Here is a 22,980-nt window from a genome sequence, read left to right on the forward strand (position 1 = left end):
AAAAAGCGAAACGCGAAAACAAGCCGATTCTTGTCATTGATAGCTTGTCTCTTTCTATTAAAGTAATCATTATATATTTATCTGCTTGCCAATTCCTTAATCATCAAACCCAATTCATAAATTCCCTTTTGAAGGTCTTCAAGAGATGCATAAGCATATGATAAGCGAATATAATTCCCTTTTTCTTGAGCATAGATACTGCCGAGATTGAGAAGTATCCCTTTTGTCAAAGCTTTTGTATAAAGTAATTTCATAGATAGTGAAGGCAATATTTTTACCCAGACAAAGAATCCTCCCTTTGGCATATTCCATATAGCGACATTCTTCAAATTGGTTTCTAAGAGACTCATGACCAATTGCCTTCTCACCTTTAATTGACTTCTCACCTGTTCTAGATGTTGCTGGTATTCACCGGATGTAAACCACTCTGCCGCTACTCTCTGAGATAACGAACTGGAGCCGTAATCTGTTTGCATTTTTATGTCGGATAAACGTTCAATCACTGGTTCTGGACCGACGATCCATCCAATCCTCAAGCCCGGACTTAACGTTTTCGATAAACTGCCTATGTAAAGCACATGCCCATTTTTATCTATTGTTTTAATAGGATCTGGAGGAATCTCATCTATCCATAACTCCCGATAAATGTCATCTTCAATAATGGGAAGCTGTACATTCTCACTTGCCGCAAGGATTTCTTCCCGTCTCTTTTTTGACATTAAAATACCTGTCGGATTATGAAAACAAGGATTTGTATATAAGATAGCCCTCCCCCGTTCCCCCCTTGCCATGTGGATGTGTTCCGGCAAAAGCCCATCGTTATCCATAGGAACTCCAGTCAGCTTCATACCGGCTGATTGAAATACGTGTAATGAATAAAGATAGGACGACTGGTCAAGATAAACGGTCGATCCCCTTTGTAAAAGCCCCATTGATATCAGCTGCAAGGCTTGCAGTGCACCCGAAACAATAAGAATGGAAGAAGGAGACGCTTGAATGCCGATTGTTCTTAAATAGCCGCTTAATGCCTGTCTCAAAGGTAAATATCCTTTTGGTTCCTCATATCCGAATGCCTCTATGTTTTGAGATACCTTTCCCATCATCTTTTTCATAGCAGCTAAAGGAAAAATCTCATGTGAAAGTTCTCCTTTACTGAGCTGTATAAGATCGGAGTTTGATTCTGATTTATTGATCTCTTGAACGATTTTTTGGCTTGGCTGCTGGATTCCGGAGGTTACATACTGATCCCAATCGGGGGCGGAATTCTTAGCCAAAAGTGTCCATGTATTGTTCGTAACAACTGTCCCTTTGCCCATTCTGCCTTCGATTAATCCATCCGCCGTTAATTCCTCTAAAGCTGTAATGACTGTGCTCCTGTTCACCTCAAAGTGTTTAGCAAGCGTGCGCTGGCTTGGAATCTTACTTCCAATCGGCCATTCTCCATTTCCTATTTTCTCTTTTATAAATTGAATGATTTGTATGTACTTAGGAAGCTTTTTCATCTTTTTTTCTTCTGGAGCGCTCATAAAAAGGATCCTCCTTAAAGTGGTTGGATCAAAATCTATTTAACTGGTTGAAGTCATATCATCAAATCTTTATTAATATAGAAACACATTAAATAACTGGTTGGTTTTTGTAAAGAGGAGTGAGAAAGATGAGAAAGAAAACAGTTCGAATCGGTATATCTTACAGTCTGATGATTGGGTTGTGGGCATCAGCTTTCCCGGGAATTCGAGCGGGTTTGGAGAGTTACACGCCGGAACACCTCGCTTTGTTTCGCTTGTTGATTGGGTCAATGGCACTGTTGGTTTTTGCTGTTTTGACTCATATGCGTTTACCTGACATGAAGGATATCCCTGCTATTTTATCGTTAGGATTTTTAGGTTTTGCACTATATCACATTTTGCTGAATATCGGAGAAAAAACAGTCAGCGCAGGGGTAGCAAGCTTACTCGTGACCATGACACCTATTTTTTCTGCAATGTTATCCCGTCTGTTTTTTGGTGAACATTTTGGGCTTTATAAATGGATTGGCTCTATCATAAGTTTATTGGGTGTGTCGATCATTTCATTTGGGGCAGGAAACTATACAAATTCAGTGAACGGCATTTTGTTAATCCTGCTGGCAGCTTTTTCGGAGAGTATTTATTTCGTTTTTCAAGCTCGCTATATAAAAAAATATGGATTTATTCCATTCGTTACATTCACTATTTGGGGCGGGACAGTACCTATGCTTGTGTTTTTGCCTGGCTTAGGGGAAGAGTTTTTGAACGCTTCAATGAACTCAACATTGTCTATCGTTTACTTAGGTTTATTACCAACGGTTGTGCCTTACTTTGCACTTGCGTATGTAACTTCACTCGTCGGTGCTTCAGAAGCAACCATTTCACTTTATTTAACACCAGCCGTAGCCTTGGCCATTTCTTGGGTGTGGTTAGGTGAGGTGCCTGCGTTTATTGCACTGACAGGCGGGATGGTTACAGTCGCCGGAGTGTGTTTCACCTATCTAACAGTAAATAAAACGATAAAGATTTTAAATCCTTATTTCTTATCTAAAAAGCAATAAGGTGGATGAAGTTTAATCCTGAAAATAGAGTCATAAGCAGTTCTCCTTTTTAATGACTTGGGTGTGGTTCACAAAGTTGAGTGTATGAATTTTTTTAGAGGATTGTGGTATGTTAAACATACAAATATTAATAGAAAGAAGGTGAGCCCATGCCAAACAATAGTAAACCCAACAGTTTAATCACGGAGAAGTCCCCCTATCTGCTCCAACACGCCCACAACCCCGTAAACTGGCATCCTTGGGGAAAAGAAGCCTTCGAAAAAGCAAAACGCGAAAACAAGCCGGTTCTTGTCAGCATCGGCTATTCGACGTGTCACTGGTGCCACGTCCGTTAGAATAACCAAAGAATAACCAAAGAATAACCAAACAACTTGCATATGTAATCTGAACTTAAAAGTGATGTAACTAAGGACAAATAAATAAAAAAAAAGGAACTCAGGTGAATTCCTTTGTATTGTTTTTTTAGTTTAAACGAATAATAGATAAGGCCGCTCCTGTTGATCCCCCGCCTAAAAGTATAACTGTAGCCGCTACTCCAAATAATTGAAGAGATATTCTATCCCCTGCATCCAAAGTCGCAAACACATCATCATTGTAACTCGAAGTCGATATCGCCGGAGAAACGATTGATCCCGGAATTGGGTCACCATTACGCATTAATCTAGAACCAGCTAGCAATGAAAGAGTAGTATTGATTTGATATGAGAGATAATAACGTCCAGCCACTGGTACAGTAAACATATTGTTACCTCCATTTACCGTAAATCCATCCAAACTTTGATTGTTCGGTAAAGGAACCGTTGAACCACCCAGCACAACTACAATTGTACTACCAACTGTATTAGATGCATACATAGAATTTCCAGTTATACTTTCGCCGGTGGCTCCTGTTGCTCCTGTTGCTCCTGTTCTCCCTGTTACTCCGGTGGCTCCGGTTACTCCTGTTGCTCCGGTGGCTCCGGTTATTCCTGTTGCTCCGGCGGCTCCTGTTCCCCCTGTTGCTCCGGTGGCTCCTGTTGCTCCTGTTGCTCCGGTTACTCCTGTTGCTCCGGTGGCTCCGGTTATTCCTGTTGCTCCGGTGGCTCCTGTTCCCCCTGTTGCTCCGGTGGCTCCTGTTCCCCCTGTTACTCCGGTGGCTCCTGTTATTCCTGTTGCTCCGGTTACTCCTGTTGCTCCGGTGGCTCCTGTTATTCCTGTAGCCCCTGTTACTCCTGTTGCTCCGGTTACTCCTGTTGCTCCGGTTACTCCTGTTGCTCCTGTTGCTCCTGTTGCTCCTGTTGCTCCGGTAGCACCGGTGGCTCCCCCTCTGCCTCCACATGCGTTAAGTTGAGCGCACATTTCTGTCACTACTTTCAGCAAAGTTTATAATTTTAAAGATTTAATCTCAATAATATTGATAATTAAGTGAGAAAGAAACAGTTACATTTGAAGTACCTGTACCTCCAGCTCCTATAATTCCTATTGAGTTGATATCATTTAAAGTGATTGATCTACTTTCTCCTGGTGCTACTGTAAATCCAGCTACCGCAGTCCCGTTAACTGAAAGCGATGCTGTAGGGCCTACCCCTACGACCCCGTTATTTTCCACCATTATTGTCCCATTTATAACATAAGAGGTACCATCTTCCCAAATTGGTGTAGCTACAGCTCCTGTATCCCCTAAATCAATCGTGAAACATACAGCATCGTTTACAAAACCTGTTTGTTCATTACTACAACCACCCAGTATAGCCATCATTATCCTCTCCATTTCATTTTATATTTATAAAGATATGTTTTAAGTAACAAATTCGATTGGATAATCACCCTAACTTAAAAACATCTATTAGTTTTTTTAATGTGATTCAAATGAACCTCTATTAGACCATGTAATATTTTTTTCGATGAATCGATACTAAGACATTCAAGATCTTTAACCGTAATAGCACAGCTTTCTCCCTTTTTCACATTTAATGAGTATAAGTTCTCTTTAGTCTGGAGATTAATTTTAATAGTAGAATTCTTATTATCTTTATGATGGAGAGTAACTGTGGCAGTATTAGCAAAATTAGATTTATTGTTCCATAAAATGCTTGATTTTTTTTTAGTTGTCGTAAAACAAATTCTAAATTTATCTTTTATATTAGTTTTTAAAACCAAGTAATCATAAACAGGAATTTTAAGTAGACCCATTCCACAAAAACACGAAATATCAATTAAAATACGAGAACTTGAACGATACAAAGCTCTATTAGCACATTTTGAATTCAAGCAACAAGGAACTAGTAATTCCAAGACAACACAATTTCGCAGTTCATTCACCGAAACAACTGTAAAAAAACATGTTTTAAAAGAATGACCATTTGATAAGCCAGAAGCAAAAAAATGTTCACCCTCTTGAGTAATTAGAAAAAAAGGATATATACACGAATATTTTTGAACATTCCCCGACTTTTTATTAATATCATGGATTTCTTTTAGCTTTTTAATAATAAAGTTCGTCAATCTGAACCAACCCAATTCATTACCTAAGGTTAAAGTAGCTTTTTATAATTTATATTATGTGTCACGAAACTAATTGTGCATTTGTGATTGAGGTTTATCGAAACATTTCCCCCTCATTTTTTACGAGTTGTAGTGTCACGCACACTAAACTAACCACTCAAATTATGTTATATTATCAATAAATTACTTATACCTTTTTCTGTATATGGAGTGATTAAACGGTGGAAATGCAAAACAGAATTCAACGTGTGGCAATCTACCTCAGGAAATCTCGTAATAAGGAAGGCGAAGAAACTGAAGAAACATTGATGAAACACAGAAAACGTCTAATTGACATATCAAATAAAAACAAATGGGATTACGAACTATTTCAAGAGGTTGGAAACTCTATGAATGAAAATCGGCCCGAATACCAGAAGTTATTATCAAAACTTTCAGAAGGTATTTTTGATGCAGTCCTTTCTGTCAACCTAGCTCGTGTTACAAGGGACGATGCTGAGACACCAAAATTTATGAGCCTTCTCAGACAAGAAGATATCCTCTTCATAACGGACAGCGAACGAATATACGACTTAGAAGTCCAAGAAGATTGGCAGGCCTTGAAGTTTACTGGTTTCGTTAACAACTGGGAATACGAAAATATCAAAGCACAGCTAAGAAAAGGAAAAAAAGATAGTGCAAAAATGGGAAGATGGTCGAATGGTGTTCCAAATTATGGACTAGTTTACAACCGTTTTGATCGTTCTCTCGAAATTGACCAACAAAAAGCCGATGCTGTAAAACTTGCTTTTCAACTTGTCATAGATGGTTTAGGCGTTGATAAAGTCGCTAAAGAATTGAACAGACTAGGCTATAAAACAAATAGAGGCCGCTACTTCTCAGGAAATGCAATAACCAGGATGATACGTGCCGAGATATATAAAAGCGTGATAATATCAAATCGTGTGAAGGGGCGAAATTTATATGAAGGAAAATTGCGCCCAAAAGATCAGTGGATAATCGCTGAAAATGCAGCTCCCCCAATTATTGATGAAGAGACTTGGAATATGGCTAATGAGGCTTTAGATCAAAGAAAACTTCTCTCTCCTAGAGGTAAACAAAAAAAACATCCTCTATCTAACTTAATCAAATGCGGTTTATGCGGCAGAACACAAACCGTTTCTCGAAGAAGAGACAGAAATGACGCACTTGCCATTCAGCCATGCAATAAAACAGACCCTTTAGGGAAAAGCAAATGTAATAATAGAGGAATCAAACATGATACTATGATAAGCCTCGTAATTGAAGCTATAAATGAAAAGTATCAAGAAATCTCATCAGAATTAATAAAATTCGAAGAAGACACAGAAGCTAATGATATTAAGTCAATTAAAATAAACAAATTACAAGAACAAATCAACAAATCTAAAAAGGCTCTCAATATCTTACAAATTCAATTAGAAGAGGAACTCATCAATATCTCATCCTTTAAGGAAAGACGAAAAATACGTCAGGTGGAATTAAACAACTTGGAAAAAGAATTGACTGAATTGTTAGAGGAAACGAAAGAAGACGCATTAAAGTCAAAAAAGTCCTTTGCTAACAAATTAGATTTCTTTCTGGAAAATTGGCATACAATAGATGGAGCAGACTTAAATCATGAACTTATGTCATTCATAAATAAAATTATCTGGTATGCCCCAAGAGATAGTGAATTGCCCCCACAATTAAAATTTGAGTGGAGAGTGTAACCTGAAAAAAGTGAGCAGCTCCCTAAGGGAAAGCTCACTTTCATTTGATTATGTCTCAACTCTATCGGCTACTTGGTACACTTTAGCATTTGAAATTTCTCCAACTTTATTTACTCCCGCTATACTCAATCCCAACACTACCACTAGTGACAAGGCTATCAACTTGCGTTTCACTAATCATCTCTCCTTTTTGGATTTCATTTTTGGCTAAAATCACTTGCCTGTAGTACTTCGATGACCTTTCCGCATCTCCCTTTTTTCTGAATACTTCCGCAACTTCAAACCCAAATTCCTCAATGTCACCATACATCTTATGTGTACTAAAGAAACAAAATGAATTATCAATTAGATTATAACACCCATCAGTCAGATAAATTGCTTTCAACAGATCAAATTTCGCTTTATATTCTGAATTATCCCTCTCTTTAGCAACCGAATATCCCTTTTCATAAAAATACCCAGCGGACTTTAAATCGCCCCTTCTCGCTTGAACATGAGCCAAATTAAAAAGGGTCTTCTCAATACATGCATGATTTTCTTTTTCAAAATAATTGTAGGCATCAATTAAACACTCATAAGCTCTCTGAAAATCTCCTATCTGATTATATACAATCCCCATATTCAACAGGGAAGTATATACGTGAAGCTGTCTGTTTATCTTCCTCGATATTTCTAATGTCTCTTTGAATATTTCTAACGCCCCATTATAATCTAAAGAATCAATCAAGTTTCCGGCAGTTATATATTTACACCTTAATATTCGATCTTCATAATTTTTATACTTTCCATAAATACGCATGGCTCTCTTAACATAATTCAATGAAAAATATGTTTGTTTCATATAGTAATAAATCTCAGCCATTTTATAATAGAACTCCGCATGTTCGATCTCATCATCAACATAATTTAGTGACTGTTCAGCTCTTCTATAAGAGCTTATAGCAGAAACCAATTCCTTTCTTTTGAAATCGTACATTCCCATAAAGAAAAAGAAGTAATAATCCAACATCCCTTTAATCTGCCCTTGATGTTCTTGGAGTGCTTCATAAGCATTTTTTAACTCTTGTTCGTTTTTAGATTGAAGGTAGCTAATCATCATTTCGTGTCGGAAGTCTAATAGCTGGTGGTATAATATCACATCTGGATTCTTCTCCATCCGCCCCATTAATTCCTCAACTTCGTTTTTTAACCTAATAGCCTCCATATCAAGATTATTCTTTATCGCTGTATACCAGTCATTTAGTTTCTTCGTAACAATTTCATATGGAATTTTACCTTTGTTCAAGAAAACTTGTTGCAAGCAAATTCCCCCACTCCCGTAAATATTTTTGAAAATTTACATTAATTGTATTATGTCAGATTGAACATTTCTTGACAAAGTTAAAATGTAAAAAGGTACGAATTGTCTATTGAAGAAATTATTCTTTTCGTCTTTATTGCGGTTATTGTAAGTCTTTTGTTTCTTGACAGATTTTAAGCACAAAAAAAGAGCAGACATAAAGTCCACTCATATTCAAAGAGTTATGCGGTTTTAGTATTTCTAAACAGTCTTGTTATCAAGGTAACTAAGGAAGAGGACACTAGGCTTACTAAGATAAGATTCAGAATCGTTACCGCTTGTATCCCATCTTTGTTTAATTGTAAGCTAAACAAAAGAAGAATTATCAGTGATGAAAAGATATAGGTTTTGGACAGAAAAAATTTTTTCAAATTTATGTCACCACCTTTCATTTTATTTTACGCTATGGTGCTTCCAAACACTACCCTTTTTATTCCCCGTTAAATAAACTTTTATATATTGATCTTGAACAACCAAGCCATAGCCAGCGATTTCAAGTCCAAAATGAAAATTTCCCCTTCCATAAACCTCAGCGTAATTAGAACCTTTTTTGTATGTGCCTGCTTTCCAATTAGATACTTGCCAAATAGATAAGACACCTCTGGTATACCAAGCATCATTTAGCTTTGGTTTAACGTCTGATCCATTATACTGGAAGTACCCTTTAGCATTGACGGTAAACAATTTCATATTAAGAAAGTTTTTTGCTGTATAACTGTGTTTGTATGTTTTTGTATTTTTATATTTAGCCGCGGCAGTTTCAAAGTCAATTGGATCTTCCGGAGTGTCTTCTTCTGTTGTGGATTCAATAAAGTATACGGGGGTGTCAGTGAGAGTAATTGTTAGATCATTATTGATATTATATTCCGAGAATTTTCCCTGATCAATATTTGAATCAATGTATTCTTCAATATCAAGATCACTTTTTGGATTTTCAACATTAGGAAGGATGGTCTTACTATTAGAGTCTATATAGTAGTCATTTAAAGCTTGTTGACTGAATTTATTTAGATTATTAAACTCATCAATTGTTGCATTTAACTGATCTTCTGTTTGTGGTTTTTTCAACTTAACAAAAGCTAAAAGTTTTTCTTGATATTCACTAATCGACTTTATTTCATTATTTTCAGCAGCCTTAACGGGATTTGAGACAAACAGAAAAGAGGAGGTTATTAGCAACACACTCAATAAAGTTAAAATTGTCTTTCTGAATCTTTTCATAGTAACAGCTCCTTTAATAAAGTAGCATGCCTCTATGTTAGTTGACTCGATGAATGGCATGTAAAGCATAAAACCATTATTTCAAAACAAAAAAAATAGAACTTCCGTCACCAAAGAAAGCTTCTCCCCCTCCTCCTTCCATACCACTAATTGAAAATCATTACATTAATTGAAATGATTTCTATGTGAATTTTACCACTTTGATGTGACGTTTTCAAGGCACAAAAAAAAGAGCAGATATATAGTCTACTCCTTAGTTTTTGTTTCCTTACCTTTAACTTCTTCATAATCCGGTGTTTTCTTATACAATCCTAAACGGTCTCGTCCCTCAGTCCCGGGCATGTCTGACATTGCTTCATAAGAATCTCCAAGCTTTTCATAATACGAATAAGTAGTAAGCTTTCGTGATTTATCTTTCGGCTGATAAAATGCAAGCTGAATATACTTTCCATTATCATATACTCGAATTACGGCGTTATCTCTCTTATACTCATCTGAATCAGCTCTCATTTCTTGTCTGGCTTTCTTCTCCTGCTTAATCACTTTATTAATTGCATTATCATATTTACTACCGCCGCACGCACTCAGTAGAAGTACGGCGAATATATTAAGGAAAATAAAAAGGTTCTTCAAAATACGCACACCCTCCTTTTTCAATATTCATTATACTCAAAATATGAGTGTTTTTCCACTTTTTATCCATTTCCTTTCACCTGTACATCATCAACCAGCCACTTGTTTTTTTCCTTCTTCATTTTCGTTTGGACAATCAGCACTTGCTGACTGGTTACTGAATTTGCAGTAGTTGATACCTCTACAATGTTCAAAAACAATTCAGTCGAATCATCAATCGGCTTTGAATAGCTTTCCAGTGAGCGTAACTTGCTTTGTACACTGATAGAATGCTTTTTGTCAGATCGGGAAGGGAAGGCATAATCAAAGCCTTTTTCCGTGGTGTATTTTTTTACCGCATCGTATCGCTTATCAATATCACTGTAATTCAAAAACGCTTCAAAAAATTCCTTGTTCTTTTTTGCGCTGCCCTCATACTGAATCTGACTCAATTCTTTGTTTTTCTCTATTAACACATCATTTTTCTTATTGAGTTGGTCGATCTTAGAATGCTGTGCCCCATGAAACCAATACGCTGTCACCAAACCTACAAAGAAACAAACACAAATCCATGAAATATGTGTTTTCATGCTTCCACTCCTTAAAATTTTATTCTCCCAAATGAAACTAGATGACTGCGCCAGTAGCCGGATTTTAGATCAGAATACTGAATACCGCTGTCATTTGAATTAAACATCCGACCTTCACCAACATAAATGCCGACATGAGTAATTGCCTTTCCTTCATATGTGCCGCCAAAGAACACAAGGTCACCCGGCACGGCCTGTTTTTCACTGATCTTTTTCGTTGCTCCATGCTGTTCCTGCGCTGTTCTCGGAAGAGTAATGCCAGCCTTCGCATAAGACCATTGAACAAGTCCTGAACAGTCGAATCCACTTTTCGGGTTTGAGCCGCCCCACACATACGGCTGTCCTTCATATTTCAGAGCTTCTTTCATAATGTTTTCATAGCCATCTATTGCGCCGTCAACAGGCTTCACATCCTTACTAGAGCCTTTGAGATAGCGCATCACATGATCAACATAGTTCGGATCACCGTAGCTTTTCCAACCCATCTTAATGGCTTGAAGTCGGCTAAAGTCTAATGCTAGTTTTTTCGTGTATTTGCCACCGTGCTTCTTTACATATCCGATAAAACCAGAGCCAAAGTTATACGATTGTAAAGCCAGCCGGACGTCCCCTCCAGCTTCCTTAAACACTTTTTTAAAATGTTTGATACCGACTTCAATAGAATACTCCGGGTCTGTAATGGTATTTGGCGGCAATCCTATACTTTCAGAACTTTGCATAATATCTAAAGAACGCCCACCACTTTCTTGCATGGTGAGCGCCATAATCACATTTACTTGATCATATACGCCCTCTTGACGAGCGTATCTTTCAAACGCAAATCGGAAACGTTCAACCTCCGGGGCAATGCCGATCGTTTCAAATTCCCCATCTCCGCCCCCGATTTCATCGTTTCCAATGTCATGCTCTCCCGAAATCAACATGACGACAGCCACCGCCAAAAGAAAGAAGAGGATGACAGGGGTTGAACATATGAATATCCAAAGGTATGTTTTCGGCTTCGGCTTACTTAAAACTGTCATGTCCTTTCTTCCTCTCTTAATCTATCTATGCCTTTTGCTGATGAGCGACCGACAATATCTTGCAGGGGAAGAGTTTCCACTTTATTCACGATTTTTGGACTGTTACGCTTCAGTACCATAGGCTTTCCGGTGACTTTATTAGGAACTTCACGATTTACGAATCGGCTTTCACTGCTAGAAGAAACAGATTGTTTTTTCTCCACAGAAAAACCATCTGTTCGAACTTTTGAAGGTGTCTCAGATGGTCTTATAATTGGTTGATTCGGCTGTTTATTTTCCTGCTTAACAGTTGAATACGGAGTATGTTGTGTTTCTTTCTGAGCCTCTTGATAAGCCGGAGGAATGTTCTCCCGTTGCACTGCTGCTACCTGATGCTCATAACCCTTTGCCCGGTGCTCTCTAAATTGTTGTTGGTCTGTTCGTTCTTCTTCCGTCATCGTTTCTTGATGTAAAGGTGCTCTTTTTATTTTATCTTCTTCCTGCTGATGAAGATTTCCGTTCGTCTCATGAGAAGCAGCATCGTAATTCTCAACAAATTGCCTTTGGTCAGACCGGTCTTTTTCGTCCATCTTTTCTTGAAGCATTGGTGCACGTTTATAAGCGCCTTCCTGTTCTTCTTTCAAAACATCATCCATCATAGGGGCTGTAACACCTTCTCGCCGCCAGTCTCTTACAGAAGAGTTAAGCTGTTGTTTTTTCTGTAATTCACTCGGCGTTAATCTAGGCTGTTCTTTCCTCATGTTTTGCGGCTTTCTTTCAAGTGCCTTTCTCTCTTGATCAGAAGGCGGAGCTACAGATGCTTTTTCATTTTGTTGCGGCGTCCTCGAAATAGCTCCCTTGTTGAATCCAGTCACCATCCCCGGACTGCTTCCGCTTGCACTCGCTCCCTCAGAAGATGGCGATTCTTGATCTTCGAATCCGCCTTTTCCTTTTCTGTTGCCAAATACCTTTCCAATTTGTCCAATTGCCCCAGATAGTCTGCCTGCACCTTTTTTTGCGGCTTCCCAAGAAGGCTGTACATATTCCTTTCTCATGTTGTCTACCATGTTATTATCAACAGATACAACTTTTCCAGCGGTCACAAATTGAACAATCGAATCTCTCTTCTTAATTGCAATCCACATTACAGCCGCCAATACAACCGTATTTAACAGATACATCCCAAAACCGCTAGGAGGGATAAGTGTATCAACCATAAAACAGAGGACATATACAAACAGTATTAAAATGCTCAACATTGCTTTTAGAAGATAAATGCTTAGCAAACGTCCTAAAGCAACAAAACCTGACATAGCCAGTTGCGGGACATAAGCAATAATAAAAGCGAACGGAATAAAAAATACAATCGCTAAAGCGATAATCTGTAATAAGAAACTAAGAAACGCTAAAGCAAGAAAAGGGATTCCAATTGCTATTGCCGAAACAACAGCTATAAACGATTCCCCCAACTGATTAAACACATTCCCCGAAGTCATTGTGTCATTACTATACTTATCTATTTCAGTATCCTTTATATATTTTTTCTTTTCTTTTTGTCCTTCATCAGACAATTTATAAGACAACAACTTATCAACACGACTTAATTCTTCTTTGCTGTCTCCTTTCTCATTAATTTTAGCCGCACTTGTTTGATCATAGTTTACAATCAGGTACGGTTTTTTTAAGGCAATGTCAAAATACACATTACGCATTACAGCAACCGTACCTTCCATTTCCTTACCTTTTTCTATTTTTGATGCGTCAGCATAAACACCCTCATTTTCTACTATTCCAATCAGCCCGTTTCCTGCTTTCAACAGCTTCCCTTGCAACTCAACAGAAAGAGCATTCAATCCCTTCATGTAATAACCGGAGTTTGCTACCCATAAGCCCCCAATGACCATTACAACGATAAAAAGAATGCTACGTCTCATAGCATCCTTTGCGCTTCCTCTTACAAAGAAAAGGTACACAATATAACCGCCCACAAAGATAAAAAGTGCTTCCCCAAAATTCTTTTTCAGCGACTTATATACCGTTTTTGATACATTCGTGATGCTGTCTGCAAATTTATCTATCGGCTTAAGGTTATACATGATATCCATACCAGCATCGACCACACGAACGATATTCCCTGCAAAAGAAAACGTCACATTTGTCATCCCTACAAATGGACCTTTGAGCATTTCATCAGATGCTTCATTATTCGCTTGATAGCGAGAAATTGGAAATCGTTTCGACTCTAGTTCAACGCCTCCTGACTTTTCGATTTTGGGCTGTGTGGTTGTATCTCCATCCGCCGCAATGGTAGACACTGCTGTGAAGATGGTGAGAAACAGCAAAATGACAGCTGACACTATAAGAATTTTTTTCTTTTTCATGTCGCTCCTCCTAATCTAGCCTTGTCAGTAAATAAAACTGATAATTTGCGTTCGCTAAATCCCTTTCGGTCAGCACCTTCCACTCAGGAAAACGATCATACAATTTAAAACAAATCGCTTTTTGATACCTCATGTGCCTGAATATTTTGCGATTATGCTCCACTCTAATTCCTAGCAGCGCTTGCATAAATAGAGCCGTTGACCTATGCCCGATAAAGCTTTTATAGCGCCAACCGTAACACCTTAGTACATCATGAACTTCCTGTATCGTGATTTTGTCAGCCTTATAACAGCCCGGGCTGGTCAGAACCAAAGAATTTAAGAGCGCAACCTCCATTTTTCCATCCCCTTTATAAATATTTTTCCTCGGCGTATGCGACAGCTTTTTTCTCAACTGTTTTCAATGCACCTTCCCATTCTTCAAACAGGCATTCAATTGATATTTTGGCAGTACGGCCATAATAATCTTTAAAGAGACATTGCCCTTGGAACATGGATTCCATCATTTTCAGATTTTCTTTTGTGACCTCCATGTTCATCCATTTCAACACGTCTTCACGTTCATTCGGTTCATCAAAAGCAAAAGCAACACCAAAATTTCCGTTATCCTCTTCTTTCAAAGCGTCTTTTGTAGACTGTGAGATAAAATACTCAGCGTTATTATAAGAGCGACCTATACGCCGCATTTGACGTTCGACTTTTTTCCCTTGCTGGGAAGTGGTGAATATCCACGCTTCATCTATAAACTCAACTGTCTGTTCATCTTGATTCATCCCAAACAGCTCACAGAATTTACCGAGCGCAAACATAACCGCACTTGATTTTAATTGTGTGGTTGTATAATTCTCAAATCGCTCCGAGTGCTCCGGTAAATCCATATTTTCCACTTCTAAAATCGTGATTCTTTCTTCAAGTGATAGAGCCGGATTTGATCCATCATGAATACATAATTTCAGGATGGAGTCCGCCACAACTTCATTTAAATAATCGCCTGCTTTTCGCACGGCTTCTTCCGGATGATTCTGCATTTCCTTCACGATATGGAGGGAGCCAACTTGTTCCCCTTTTTGTTTCATCTCAATGACATTTGATGTCGCACGTAGAAACGCCGTATTCACATCGTCTTTTCCTTTAAAGTCATAGACTTGCTCAAAGATGACTTGAACGAGGTCTTTCGCTTTCATAGGCGGGAGGAAGGAAATCGGGTCTAATGCGCCCCAGTTTCCTTTGTCCTCATGATCTAACGTAATATAGTTGTATTTTTCTAAATGAGCGATATACAGAGGGAACTTTTCTCTGATCTCTTGATCGTTTAAAACCCGGCGTATCCATTTCCTCATTTCTTTTTTCGGGTCAATATAAAGCGCCTTAACGTTCAGCATGCTGATATAGTTAAAAATCAATTTTGCGAGATATGACTTCCCGTTCCCTGTGTCTCCTGTAATCAGACAATGAGGTGAACGTGTCTTCGACCCTTTTAACTGTTGGTTCGCTAGGAAAGGGTGAAACAAGACAAAATCACGACTTGATAAAATGGCGCTTTCCAAATCGGTATGCTCTATGAAACGATCAACCCAAGCAAGAAAGAATCCTATTTTTGAACCTATATCAGAGTTAACAGCAAACAAACCTTCAGCCAGCCCATCTTGTGTTGTTTTTTGAATCCAGTTTTTATCCGTTATATCTAACTTTTCGCCGGGCAGCATCTTATAAAACAGTTTCAATTGATCCGCCACAGGAAGCCTGCATGTGATGCCTGCCCCTTTTAAATGACGTCTAACAATCGTAGCCTTTCGGGTACAGTCCTTTTTATCTTTGCCATGAACCACAATGACGGCCAGCCAGTTCATCAAGTACACTTCTTCTTTTTTTATTTCATCTTGCAGATGCCGCACCATCGTCGCACTGGTCACAGTTGAAACGTCACTGCGGTCACCTGTGCTATGCTGTTCACGCTGTTCCTCTTTCAATTGTTGCTTCTTGATATTTAAGGCTGGTTTAGTGATAGACTTCGATTCTGTCTGTGCCTTGATCTGTACTTCTACTGGAAACGGAAGAGCCTGCGCTTCATAAAACAAATCACTTTCAGACATGTTGTGCAAAAATTCATCAACGACAACAAAAGAAGTGAAGCCTTCATCTTGATCACTATGGAGATGTAATACAGAAGGATTTGTAGGGTCAATAAGTGTATTCGTGATTGATCTGACGTTTCTAATCTCGCTTTCCTCTTCGATTCGATGCTTTAAGCCACGCACAAAATGATAACGATTCATGTACGTCATTTCCTGCTTCGTCAGCCGTTCGCCCCGAATGGACGCCATTACATTGGCTAATGTCTCTTCAACTTCTTCATACTTATAAAAAAAGGAGGTCGGAACATTTTGTTCCCACCCCAACATTTTGACGACTGTATCAGTCGCCGTATTGAACAATGACAATACATTGTCTTTCATTTCAACGCTGATGTTAACAAGGCTGTTTTTCAATTTAATGCCGAAGATAAAATCATACTTGGTAAGCCGCCCTAAACGTTGCTCCAAGAGTCTTACTGTTTCCTCATTGTAATAACGAGCCACATCCAAAGCATCTTCGGCAAGATCAGATTCTAAATCCTCAAATCGTTTTTCCAACTCATATTCACTTGGATACATCATTAAATGAAAATCATCATATGAAGTAATTTCTTCGAATAAGTGTTTCCATTTTTGTTTGTAATTCTCGACTTTTTCTTTATTCTGCATTGGGATGGAACTGCTTTTTATGCGGTAATACGCCCAAACGTCTCCCGTTCTTGTCAACAACAGGTTGTTGTATATGGCTTTCATCGGTGTTCTTAATTTCATTCGATTTTCCCACCACCTCTACTAATTTTCGGAACTCAATTTGCTTTTGCTTTTCATTACTTAAATCCACCTTGCGGTCATTACAAAACTTCTTTTCAGGAAGCTTAATCAGAAAATAGTATTTTGCAAAGTCAAAGAAATACAGATAGATGTTTTTTCCTTCCGGTTTAATTTTCGTTACAAGCATGGTTAACAATACCGGGGTACCAAAAATCACGATAAAGAATGTATTTTCAAAAGCGTGAGGGAAAATCATCCTCACGCCGTACCAAAAACCGAAGCATAGAGCCACAAAAATAAAGTAGTTGATTGCAGGTATCAACTCAATAGCAAACGGCAATGAAAAATTTTCGGTAAGCTGTTGAATTTTTTTCGGCTCCCGCATTGCCTTCCGATAATTAAAAACTAGACGCCCCACAATATCACTCCTTACAATTTGTTCATGAGTGCGTCAACCCAGCCGGAGAACTGCGACCAGTGACGAATAGTCCATGTAACAGCACTTCCGAGAACACAAGCCGCCACAATTCCGCCTATTTTCAATTTCACAAAGTGCTTAGCAGCCAAAGCCACGACAACAATCACAATAAACTGCGAGACAATGTCCAAAACCCAGCCTTTAACCCCGCTAAGAGTAGGGAGGCCAGCCCCCATAATCAAATGGTTGAATAAATCCATTTTGTTTTCCCCTTTCTAATTGTGTTTAAATTCATTCACATAAAATTGACCGCTGTTCTCTGTTAATTCGAGCGTAAAGCTTTCATTGACAGGTATCTCGTTTTCTTTTTCTTTAAATTGGACAGCACAAATAACCTCGAAACCTTTTTTCGTCCCGAAGATTTTAGCGCTTTTCACTTCACCGAATACAAGGCTTCCTTGAAGCGCTTCCGGCTTTTTCATCATATACACCATTTCTTCTTGTTTTTCAGAAGCATATTTTTCAAAGAAAGATGTAAGAAATGACTCAATCGCTTCCTTTTTATCTCCTGCGTATTCATCCCTCGTTTCTTCCTTCTCTGAAGCTGATACACTGCCCTTTAAGTCGTATATCTCAGTGAAGTAGGGGACAGCAGAGACAGCGAACGCATCGCCTTTATTGACTACAGGAATATTTAACAGCACTTGTTTTTCAGCTTTTTCATTTTCTGTGACTTTCTCCTTCACTTTCTTTTCCTTTTTTCCATCCTTTACTTTTTTCTCAACTTCTTTTTCTACCGGAAAGAGATTCGTATATGTCACTTTGTACTGAAAAAGCTTCCCTTTATCACCTTCTTTCACGTTATACAAACTGTAATCATTTAGCTGACGATCTCCCTTAAAGCCATCCATATCGAAGCGATCGCCTTCATCAAAACTTGTTTGTGTCTGTTTCACCATGTAACTCTCAAGATTCTTTTTTCTTTCGTCGATGGCGTCTTGATTGTTTTTCACGTTGATATATTCATTGATGAAGCCTGACAAGAAATTTTCAGCCGCCGTTGTAGACATATTCTGTTTTTCGCTATCAGCAGGCTTACTGGATTGATTCCTTAAATCATTTACAGTAGATCGAGTGTTAACAGACAACAAAACAGACAGGAGACAAAAGAGAAGTAACGCTCCTACACACGTCCACAACGTCCCTGCGACCAATCGGGTACGATCTCGCGGTACTTTTATATTTGTTTTCTCAGGCCGACGGACTTGTTTTATTTTTTGGAAAGCAGCCTTAAAAAATGATTCTTCTTTTTTCTCGTTTCCATTTTCCTTTTGAAGCATCTTTTCACCCCTTTAAGCTGTGCCTTTCTCACTTTCAGGCTGTTTTATTTTTCGGGATAGCCTTAATATAGAACGAGCGATTTTTTCATAATTCGGCTCATTTACATCCCCAACAAGGAACTTTACTGGCTTACCATTAATACTTTTCAAGACTTCCCTCATCTTAAAACCTCGCTTTCTATTTGCCTTGTACTCTCAAGGAAAGATAAAAAGGATGCTACACGAAGTAACACCCTTTTTATGGCTTGATTCTCTATATACACTTTTACACTTGTCATTCGTCCATCCGGTAGATACCTCGTTTTATAAAAGGTGTATCTGTACTCAGAAAAACCTTTGATCCTTTCACCTTCCACAATCAACATACAATCTCTGCTTAGACTTCTTACAAAAACCAGCGACGGGATGCCTACATTAAACCCCAAGCTCCTGAATTGATCGTCAACAGCAGACACACAACCACTCCTTCTATCATCGTCCTCCATTCTTCAAGTAGGTTGCTTCATATTCATAAAATCCTCCTCATTTTGGAGAGCTATCATACGACCTCAATATTTCAAACTCAACATCAACTTCCTCTATTTCTTCCTCTTCATCTTCACTTTCAGGAATGAAGAAGACAGCAGACACAAAACGTTTAAAATCATCCTTTAAGGGATACTCAGATTCAAGCAAAATCCTTTGACCCTTCTCATAATAAGGGACTAATTCATTCAATCTTTCAATGAATTCCTCAGCCAATTTCAATAAACCGATCTTTTCTAACTCACTTTCTAAATATGCTCGATTGAGAAGATTAAAGCTATTCATCTTTATTCCTCCTTATTGAAATTATTTAAATAGATCGCTGTTATTTTCTCCTTCCTTCATTTTTTCGATCTTTAATACTATAAGACCAGGTGTCAATGACTGACGCCTATCTAAAACAAGGACTTCTATGACTCGCTTCGTACACTCGCCCTTCCATTCATGAAGGCACAAAACATCTTTAGCCTTATAAATATTTTCGCTGACTGTAACCTCAGCAGCCCCTTTAGAAATAGCTTCAAACTCTTCCGGAAGTATCTTTAGATGATGCACTATCATGACAGCACACCTTTCTTGTTTAATATCTTGGGTTTCACCCAAACCCACCAACGGTAGCCCGTTGGATCGCTAATAATCTATCCCCCTATTCCCCCGAATCATCGGGGGACTCCCTCGCCGGTAGGCAGGAACAAACGGTTGTTTGTTCAATGCCAAGAGGGTTTTGGTGGCGCTGAATATGTCAACTCCTTATCCTCACTCCGTTCCGGTACCGTTGACACATACGTTTAATCGCATCACCCGTGTTTAAGAGCGATAGCAGTCTATTTAAACCTTTAAACGACCATGTCCGCCACCTCAGAAAGAAACACATCAAGCATCTTTTCTTGTTTCTCTGACAGCTCGGCTTCCATAATCATGTCCGAGAGGTCATTGCGTCCCAAATGTTGGTCAGCTTCCAGTACCATTTTCATGGTGGGGGAACATGAGTTTTTCAGCCAGTTCCTTGTTTTTTGATAAAAGTCTCTTTGCGGCTTCATGTACAATTGCAGTTTCCCTACATCGCCAATAAATTCAGACCAAAAAAGGCTCGTTTTCCAATGCTCCCGAGTGACTTCCTCGTCAGCATCAACGAACCTTACATAATTGTTAATGATCTGCATGGCGACTAATGTTAAGTCTTTCGTTTTCATCAAAGCATCAATTGCGGCTTGCGCTCGTTCACTTTTTAAGCGCAATTCATAGCGATTCCAATCGCCTAATTCTTCTAACGGGATATTGTATTTTTCAGCTTGTTCATAATTTTTCTCATAAAAGCAGAGGTACGCTTCTGATTTTTTTGAGCCGAAATAAATTGTCGTTCCGCCTGTTACACCATCCGATAAATCGAATGAGCCATTGAAATCAGATTTCCTAAACCGTGAAATACATTCGCCCTTTTGGGCTTTTTTCAACAATTCCGGGATTGAAAAGTATGTTTTTTTATCGTCAATTGCCAGATCAAGACGAGTAAATGACCCGCCATGCTGTATACAGTCTTGAAAGAAATCAAACCATGTTTTCTTCCGGCAATCTAAGAACGACTCAAATTGTCGACAGCCTTGACCCGATAACTCGACCAGAATACCTCTATTATCTCCGGGCGGAGAGTAAAAAACCTTTATGAAGTCCAGTTCAAACGTTCCGACATATCCGTAAAAGCCGTTTGGCTTTTCTGTCATGAAATCTTTGTTCAAGTGAAGAATGTTCTCGATAATGTGATCAACATCATGCGTTTTGAAAGTCACACGAATGTAGTCAACCATTGATGTTAAAGGCTTTTCAGCGTTTTCTTCTTTTTCTTTTACGATTACTACCCCCCTGTTAGCGTGGGGGGGTTTTTGTAGTTCACTCACTCGCTTCGCTCCTTCGTTCACCGCTGGCCGTCTGGTCGCTTACGCTGCCGCTGGCGACTGCCGTCGCTTGCGCTCCCTCGACTCCAACCAGCGATTCCTTAATAGATGACATGAAATCATACCCTTTCGGCACAATTGGACTGTAAAACTCTAAAACCGAACCTGTGCCGACATTGGCATATCCTCGCCCTGTCACTTTTTTATTCACAAATGCTTTGTCAACATCACCAAACATCATTCCGTAACCTGTATCAGACATCAAGCCTAACGATACACGGAAATTAAACTGATCTCGTATTCCGTCCGCTAGATATTTCGCATCTGGACGTTGTGCGCCTAAAACAAGAAAGTAACCCGCCTGTCTCCCCTTCATGACTAACTGTTTCATATAAGAAAGGGCTTCATTTCTTTCTTTCATATCTAAAAAATCCATAAACGCCACATATTCATCAAAGAAGATAAAAACAGGTTTCAACCCTAAATAGGCATAGTTTTCACCCGTCTTGTAATTTGGCATTTTCTTCATTTCATCCATTCGCTCCATCATGCCATCAACCGACTTTCTCAGACACATAAGGATGCCATTTTTCTGCGAATAGACTCTTTTCGGAAACACCTCTTCCAAGTCGGCTAAATCGGCATTTTTCGGGTCTAAGATTTTCACATCTGCCCCAAACCCCACACATGCTTTTATGATCGTTAACATGAAATAGGTTTTCCCTCCCCCTGTACCACCGGAAATAAGCATATGCGGCAACTTGTCAAACTTCCATGACACATGTTTCATCAACGGCAAAACACCATCTTTCGCCACTGCGTCATCTATTGAAATTCGATTTTTCTTCACGTCATAAAGCAATTTGAAGCAGACAAAGCCTTCTTCCATTTCTTTATCCACTAGGTCACAAAATAAGCCGTTTTCCAAATCCTTTCCCAATTCTAGGAAGCGATTCTGAAAACGGCTCATATCCATAGCTATACGGATATAAATATAATTGTTTTTAACTTGATAATACATCCTTGGAAAGTAAGTGATTTTTTCTTTTGAAGCTGTTTCATTCGAAAACAGCTTTTTCACCTGAACACTTTCCTTTTCATAAAACTTATTCGAAAAGATCATCCTTGCAATTTTTTGCCTGTGGTACAGCTTTTTATACGCATCATAAAACAGAAAATAAGCTAGGATGACAGCCCCCGCCGCGACTAAAAGAGAACACAACACACTTTTAATAAGCAATGGGACATTCCATTCAAAATGCTTTACGATTTTCATAACATCCAAGTGGAGCAAATGATCTTCCCAGAAGAAAAACATAGATAACAAAAAAACAGGTACAAATATGATTGCACCTGTCATTATTACATTGTTTCTCATTCTAGGCCGGATTCGAACCCCCCTATACTTCCAAAGCATTGTCTTAAGCCTAGAAATGATAACCCCCCCCCGTCACTTTACAAATACGCTTTACAACGACATGTGGGACATTCAAAGGTTTGATATATATATACTTCTCCCGTTTCAAGCGTTGCATAATCAACGTGTTCGATCACTTGCATATCCACATCACAGTTAGGACACACGACTAGTGCCGCACTCTCCTTATTTTTTGTCATTTGCAGACTGAGAAGGAGTCGAATTTGTCTTTGCCGCCCCTGCACCTTTAGGCACAATATCTTCTACCCTTACTGTCCAATTCAGATTGGCGAAATTTCCAGCAGTCATTGCCATTGCACTGATTTGCGGATTCACTAGCTCTACATCAGCAAACGCTTCAAACTCTTTAAGGTCTACATAATCAGGAACAGTCACCTCAATTTGACCTTGCTGAACACTTGAAGCCAAGTTATAGACCCTTGCTTCTAATTTATCCGTTCTTTTCCCGTCCACATAAGCATATTTTTCACGATTCAGCCCCATAAATTTCAGTTTTCCAAAAGTCATTTCAGTATTCGGCACGATAAAATTGAATTTCATTATTTTCACGTCTCCATTCCGTTATTTTTATTCGGTTATTTAAATTTCAATTTTATA

23 protein-coding genes and 1 pseudogene are annotated in these 22,980 nt (G+C 38.8%); 3 read left to right on the plus strand and 21 right to left on the minus strand.

Going from position 1 to position 22,980, the window contains the following annotated elements; translation table 11 throughout:
- Positions 1 to 77: 77 nt before the first annotated feature.
- Positions 78 to 1,526, minus strand: a complete 1,449-nt coding sequence (locus G9F50_RS17200) for an aminotransferase-like domain-containing protein (protein ID WP_060562275.1) — start codon at positions 1,524 to 1,526, stop codon at positions 78 to 80.
- Positions 1,527 to 1,654: 128 nt separating this feature from the next.
- Between G9F50_RS17200 and G9F50_RS17205 the strand changes: the two genes are divergently transcribed.
- Complete coding sequence (locus G9F50_RS17205; RefSeq protein ID WP_025285584.1) at positions 1,655 to 2,566, plus strand: DMT family transporter; 912 nt, start codon at positions 1,655 to 1,657, stop codon at positions 2,564 to 2,566.
- A gap of 149 nt (positions 2,567 to 2,715) precedes the next feature.
- Positions 2,716 to 2,895: pseudogene (locus G9F50_RS17210) on the plus strand (DUF255 domain-containing protein); the annotation flags it as partial.
- Between the two features lie 133 nt (positions 2,896 to 3,028).
- Here G9F50_RS17210 and G9F50_RS17215 read toward each other — a convergent pair.
- The 3 genes from G9F50_RS17215 to G9F50_RS17225 form a co-directional block, all read right to left on the minus strand.
- A complete protein-coding gene (locus G9F50_RS17215) occupies positions 3,029 to 3,904 on the minus strand; it encodes a BclA C-terminal domain-containing protein (protein WP_165417779.1) in 876 nt (291 codons plus the stop codon).
- A 46-nt stretch (positions 3,905 to 3,950) separates the two neighbouring features.
- Positions 3,951 to 4,301: a DUF3992 domain-containing protein gene (locus G9F50_RS17220; protein WP_113766408.1), complete on the minus strand. Its 351-nt coding sequence runs from the start codon at positions 4,299 to 4,301 to the stop codon at positions 3,951 to 3,953.
- A gap of 77 nt (positions 4,302 to 4,378) precedes the next feature.
- Positions 4,379 to 5,050 (minus strand): CotZ-related putative spore coat protein, encoded by a 672-nt coding sequence (locus G9F50_RS17225; RefSeq protein ID WP_165406595.1) that lies wholly within the window; start codon positions 5,048 to 5,050, stop codon positions 4,379 to 4,381.
- A 227-nt stretch (positions 5,051 to 5,277) separates the two neighbouring features.
- On the opposite strand from G9F50_RS17225, the gene G9F50_RS17230 reads away from it, so the two are divergent.
- Complete coding sequence (locus tag G9F50_RS17230; protein ID WP_165406604.1) at positions 5,278 to 6,780, plus strand: recombinase family protein; 1,503 nt, start codon at positions 5,278 to 5,280, stop codon at positions 6,778 to 6,780.
- Positions 6,781 to 6,886: 106 nt separating this feature from the next.
- Here the strand turns inward: G9F50_RS17230 and G9F50_RS17235 are convergent, their stop codons facing one another.
- From G9F50_RS17235 to G9F50_RS17315, 17 genes are all read right to left on the minus strand, one after another.
- Positions 6,887 to 8,080, minus strand: coding sequence for a Rap family tetratricopeptide repeat protein (locus G9F50_RS17235; RefSeq protein WP_099320016.1), 1,194 nt, complete (start codon positions 8,078 to 8,080; stop codon positions 6,887 to 6,889).
- A 432-nt stretch (positions 8,081 to 8,512) separates the two neighbouring features.
- On the minus strand, positions 8,513 to 9,340 hold the full coding sequence (locus tag G9F50_RS17240; RefSeq protein ID WP_165406596.1) for a hypothetical protein: 828 nt from the start codon (positions 9,338 to 9,340) through the stop codon (positions 8,513 to 8,515).
- A 246-nt stretch (positions 9,341 to 9,586) separates the two neighbouring features.
- Positions 9,587 to 9,973: a cystatin-like fold lipoprotein gene (locus G9F50_RS17245; protein ID WP_099320018.1), complete on the minus strand. Its 387-nt coding sequence runs from the start codon at positions 9,971 to 9,973 to the stop codon at positions 9,587 to 9,589.
- Between the two features lie 62 nt (positions 9,974 to 10,035).
- Positions 10,036 to 10,542 carry a hypothetical protein gene (locus G9F50_RS17250; RefSeq protein ID WP_125778503.1) on the minus strand — a complete coding sequence of 169 codons (507 nt, stop codon included), beginning with the start codon at positions 10,540 to 10,542 and terminating at the stop codon, positions 10,036 to 10,038.
- 11 nt (positions 10,543 to 10,553) lie between these two features.
- Positions 10,554 to 11,564: a bifunctional lytic transglycosylase/C40 family peptidase gene (locus tag G9F50_RS17255; RefSeq protein ID WP_165406597.1), complete on the minus strand. Its 1,011-nt coding sequence runs from the start codon at positions 11,562 to 11,564 to the stop codon at positions 10,554 to 10,556.
- Positions 11,561 to 13,924, minus strand: coding sequence for a CD3337/EF1877 family mobilome membrane protein (locus G9F50_RS17260; RefSeq protein WP_165406598.1), 2,364 nt, complete (start codon positions 13,922 to 13,924; stop codon positions 11,561 to 11,563). The genes G9F50_RS17255 and G9F50_RS17260 overlap by 4 nt, the downstream gene beginning before the upstream one ends.
- A 10-nt stretch (positions 13,925 to 13,934) precedes the next feature.
- Positions 13,935 to 14,261 (minus strand): YddF family protein, encoded by a 327-nt coding sequence (locus G9F50_RS17265; protein ID WP_017418466.1) that lies wholly within the window; start codon positions 14,259 to 14,261, stop codon positions 13,935 to 13,937.
- Between the two features lie 13 nt (positions 14,262 to 14,274).
- Positions 14,275 to 16,770, minus strand: coding sequence for an ATP-binding protein (locus G9F50_RS17270; RefSeq protein ID WP_124737108.1), 2,496 nt, complete (start codon positions 16,768 to 16,770; stop codon positions 14,275 to 14,277).
- Positions 16,658 to 17,188: a conjugal transfer protein gene (locus G9F50_RS17275; RefSeq protein ID WP_165406599.1), complete on the minus strand. Its 531-nt coding sequence runs from the start codon at positions 17,186 to 17,188 to the stop codon at positions 16,658 to 16,660. The genes G9F50_RS17270 and G9F50_RS17275 overlap by 113 nt, the downstream gene beginning before the upstream one ends.
- An 11-nt stretch (positions 17,189 to 17,199) precedes the next feature.
- Positions 17,200 to 17,448 (minus strand): hypothetical protein, encoded by a 249-nt coding sequence (locus G9F50_RS17280; RefSeq protein WP_025649948.1) that lies wholly within the window; start codon positions 17,446 to 17,448, stop codon positions 17,200 to 17,202.
- Positions 17,449 to 17,463: 15 nt separating this feature from the next.
- A complete protein-coding gene (locus G9F50_RS17285) occupies positions 17,464 to 18,528 on the minus strand; it encodes a conjugal transfer protein (RefSeq protein ID WP_165406600.1) in 1,065 nt (354 codons plus the stop codon).
- Between the two features lie 158 nt (positions 18,529 to 18,686).
- A complete protein-coding gene (locus G9F50_RS17290; RefSeq protein ID WP_099320108.1) occupies positions 18,687 to 18,983 on the minus strand; it encodes a hypothetical protein in 297 nt (98 codons plus the stop codon).
- 67 nt (positions 18,984 to 19,050) lie between these two features.
- On the minus strand, positions 19,051 to 19,338 hold the full coding sequence (locus G9F50_RS17295; protein WP_039062656.1) for a hypothetical protein: 288 nt from the start codon (positions 19,336 to 19,338) through the stop codon (positions 19,051 to 19,053).
- Between the two features lie 21 nt (positions 19,339 to 19,359).
- Entirely contained in the window at positions 19,360 to 19,614 is a 255-nt protein-coding gene (locus tag G9F50_RS17300) for a DUF3850 domain-containing protein (RefSeq protein WP_025649953.1), read from the minus strand.
- Between the two features lie 275 nt (positions 19,615 to 19,889).
- The gene (locus G9F50_RS17305) at positions 19,890 to 20,948 is read right to left on the minus strand and encodes a replication initiation factor domain-containing protein (protein WP_099320023.1); all 1,059 of its coding nucleotides are present in this window, start codon (positions 20,946 to 20,948) and stop codon (positions 19,890 to 19,892) included.
- Positions 20,941 to 22,362, minus strand: a complete 1,422-nt coding sequence (locus G9F50_RS17310; RefSeq protein ID WP_165406601.1) for a DNA translocase FtsK — start codon at positions 22,360 to 22,362, stop codon at positions 20,941 to 20,943. Before G9F50_RS17310 ends, G9F50_RS17305 begins: the two co-directional genes overlap by 8 nt.
- Positions 22,363 to 22,548: 186 nt before the next feature.
- Positions 22,549 to 22,923: a DUF961 family protein gene (locus G9F50_RS17315; RefSeq protein ID WP_165406602.1), complete on the minus strand. Its 375-nt coding sequence runs from the start codon at positions 22,921 to 22,923 to the stop codon at positions 22,549 to 22,551.
- Positions 22,924 to 22,980: the final 57 nt, after the last annotated feature.

The sequence above is a fragment of the Bacillus sp. EKM206B genome (genome assembly GCF_011066015.1).
GTDB classification, from domain to species: domain Bacteria; phylum Bacillota; class Bacilli; order Bacillales; family Bacillaceae; genus Bacillus; species Bacillus velezensis.

Coding starts and splice junctions, on each gene's coding strand:
- G9F50_RS17295 (WP_039062656.1), bottom strand. CDS start 19,338: ATGAATAGCTTTAATCTTCTCAATCGAGCATATTTAGAAAGTGAGTTA.
- G9F50_RS17260 (WP_165406598.1), bottom strand. CDS start 13,924: ATGAAAAAGAAAAAAATTCTTATAGTGTCAGCTGTCATTTTGCTGTTT.
- G9F50_RS17200 (WP_060562275.1), bottom strand. CDS start 1,526: ATGAGCGCTCCAGAAGAAAAAAAGATGAAAAAGCTTCCTAAGTACATA.
- G9F50_RS17215 (WP_165417779.1), bottom strand. CDS start 3,904: ATGTGCGCTCAACTTAACGCATGTGGAGGCAGAGGGGGAGCCACCGGT.
- G9F50_RS17300 (WP_025649953.1), bottom strand. CDS start 19,614: ATGATAGTGCATCATCTAAAGATACTTCCGGAAGAGTTTGAAGCTATT.
- G9F50_RS17205 (WP_025285584.1), top strand. CDS start 1,655: ATGAGAAAGAAAACAGTTCGAATCGGTATATCTTACAGTCTGATGATT.
- G9F50_RS17220 (WP_113766408.1), bottom strand. CDS start 4,301: ATGGCTATACTGGGTGGTTGTAGTAATGAACAAACAGGTTTTGTAAAC.
- G9F50_RS17315 (WP_165406602.1), bottom strand. CDS start 22,923: ATGAAATTCAATTTTATCGTGCCGAATACTGAAATGACTTTTGGAAAA.
- G9F50_RS17250 (WP_125778503.1), bottom strand. CDS start 10,542: ATGAAAACACATATTTCATGGATTTGTGTTTGTTTCTTTGTAGGTTTG.
- G9F50_RS17255 (WP_165406597.1), bottom strand. CDS start 11,564: ATGACAGTTTTAAGTAAGCCGAAGCCGAAAACATACCTTTGGATATTC.
- G9F50_RS17265 (WP_017418466.1), bottom strand. CDS start 14,261: ATGGAGGTTGCGCTCTTAAATTCTTTGGTTCTGACCAGCCCGGGCTGT.
- G9F50_RS17280 (WP_025649948.1), bottom strand. CDS start 17,448: ATGGATTTATTCAACCATTTGATTATGGGGGCTGGCCTCCCTACTCTT.
- G9F50_RS17270 (WP_124737108.1), bottom strand. CDS start 16,770: ATGAAATTAAGAACACCGATGAAAGCCATATACAACAACCTGTTGTTG.
- G9F50_RS17230 (WP_165406604.1), top strand. CDS start 5,278: ATGCAAAACAGAATTCAACGTGTGGCAATCTACCTCAGGAAATCTCGT.
- G9F50_RS17285 (WP_165406600.1), bottom strand. CDS start 18,528: ATGCTTCAAAAGGAAAATGGAAACGAGAAAAAAGAAGAATCATTTTTT.
- G9F50_RS17310 (WP_165406601.1), bottom strand. CDS start 22,362: ATGCTTTGGAAGTATAGGGGGGTTCGAATCCGGCCTAGAATGAGAAAC.
- G9F50_RS17240 (WP_165406596.1), bottom strand. CDS start 9,340: ATGAAAAGATTCAGAAAGACAATTTTAACTTTATTGAGTGTGTTGCTA.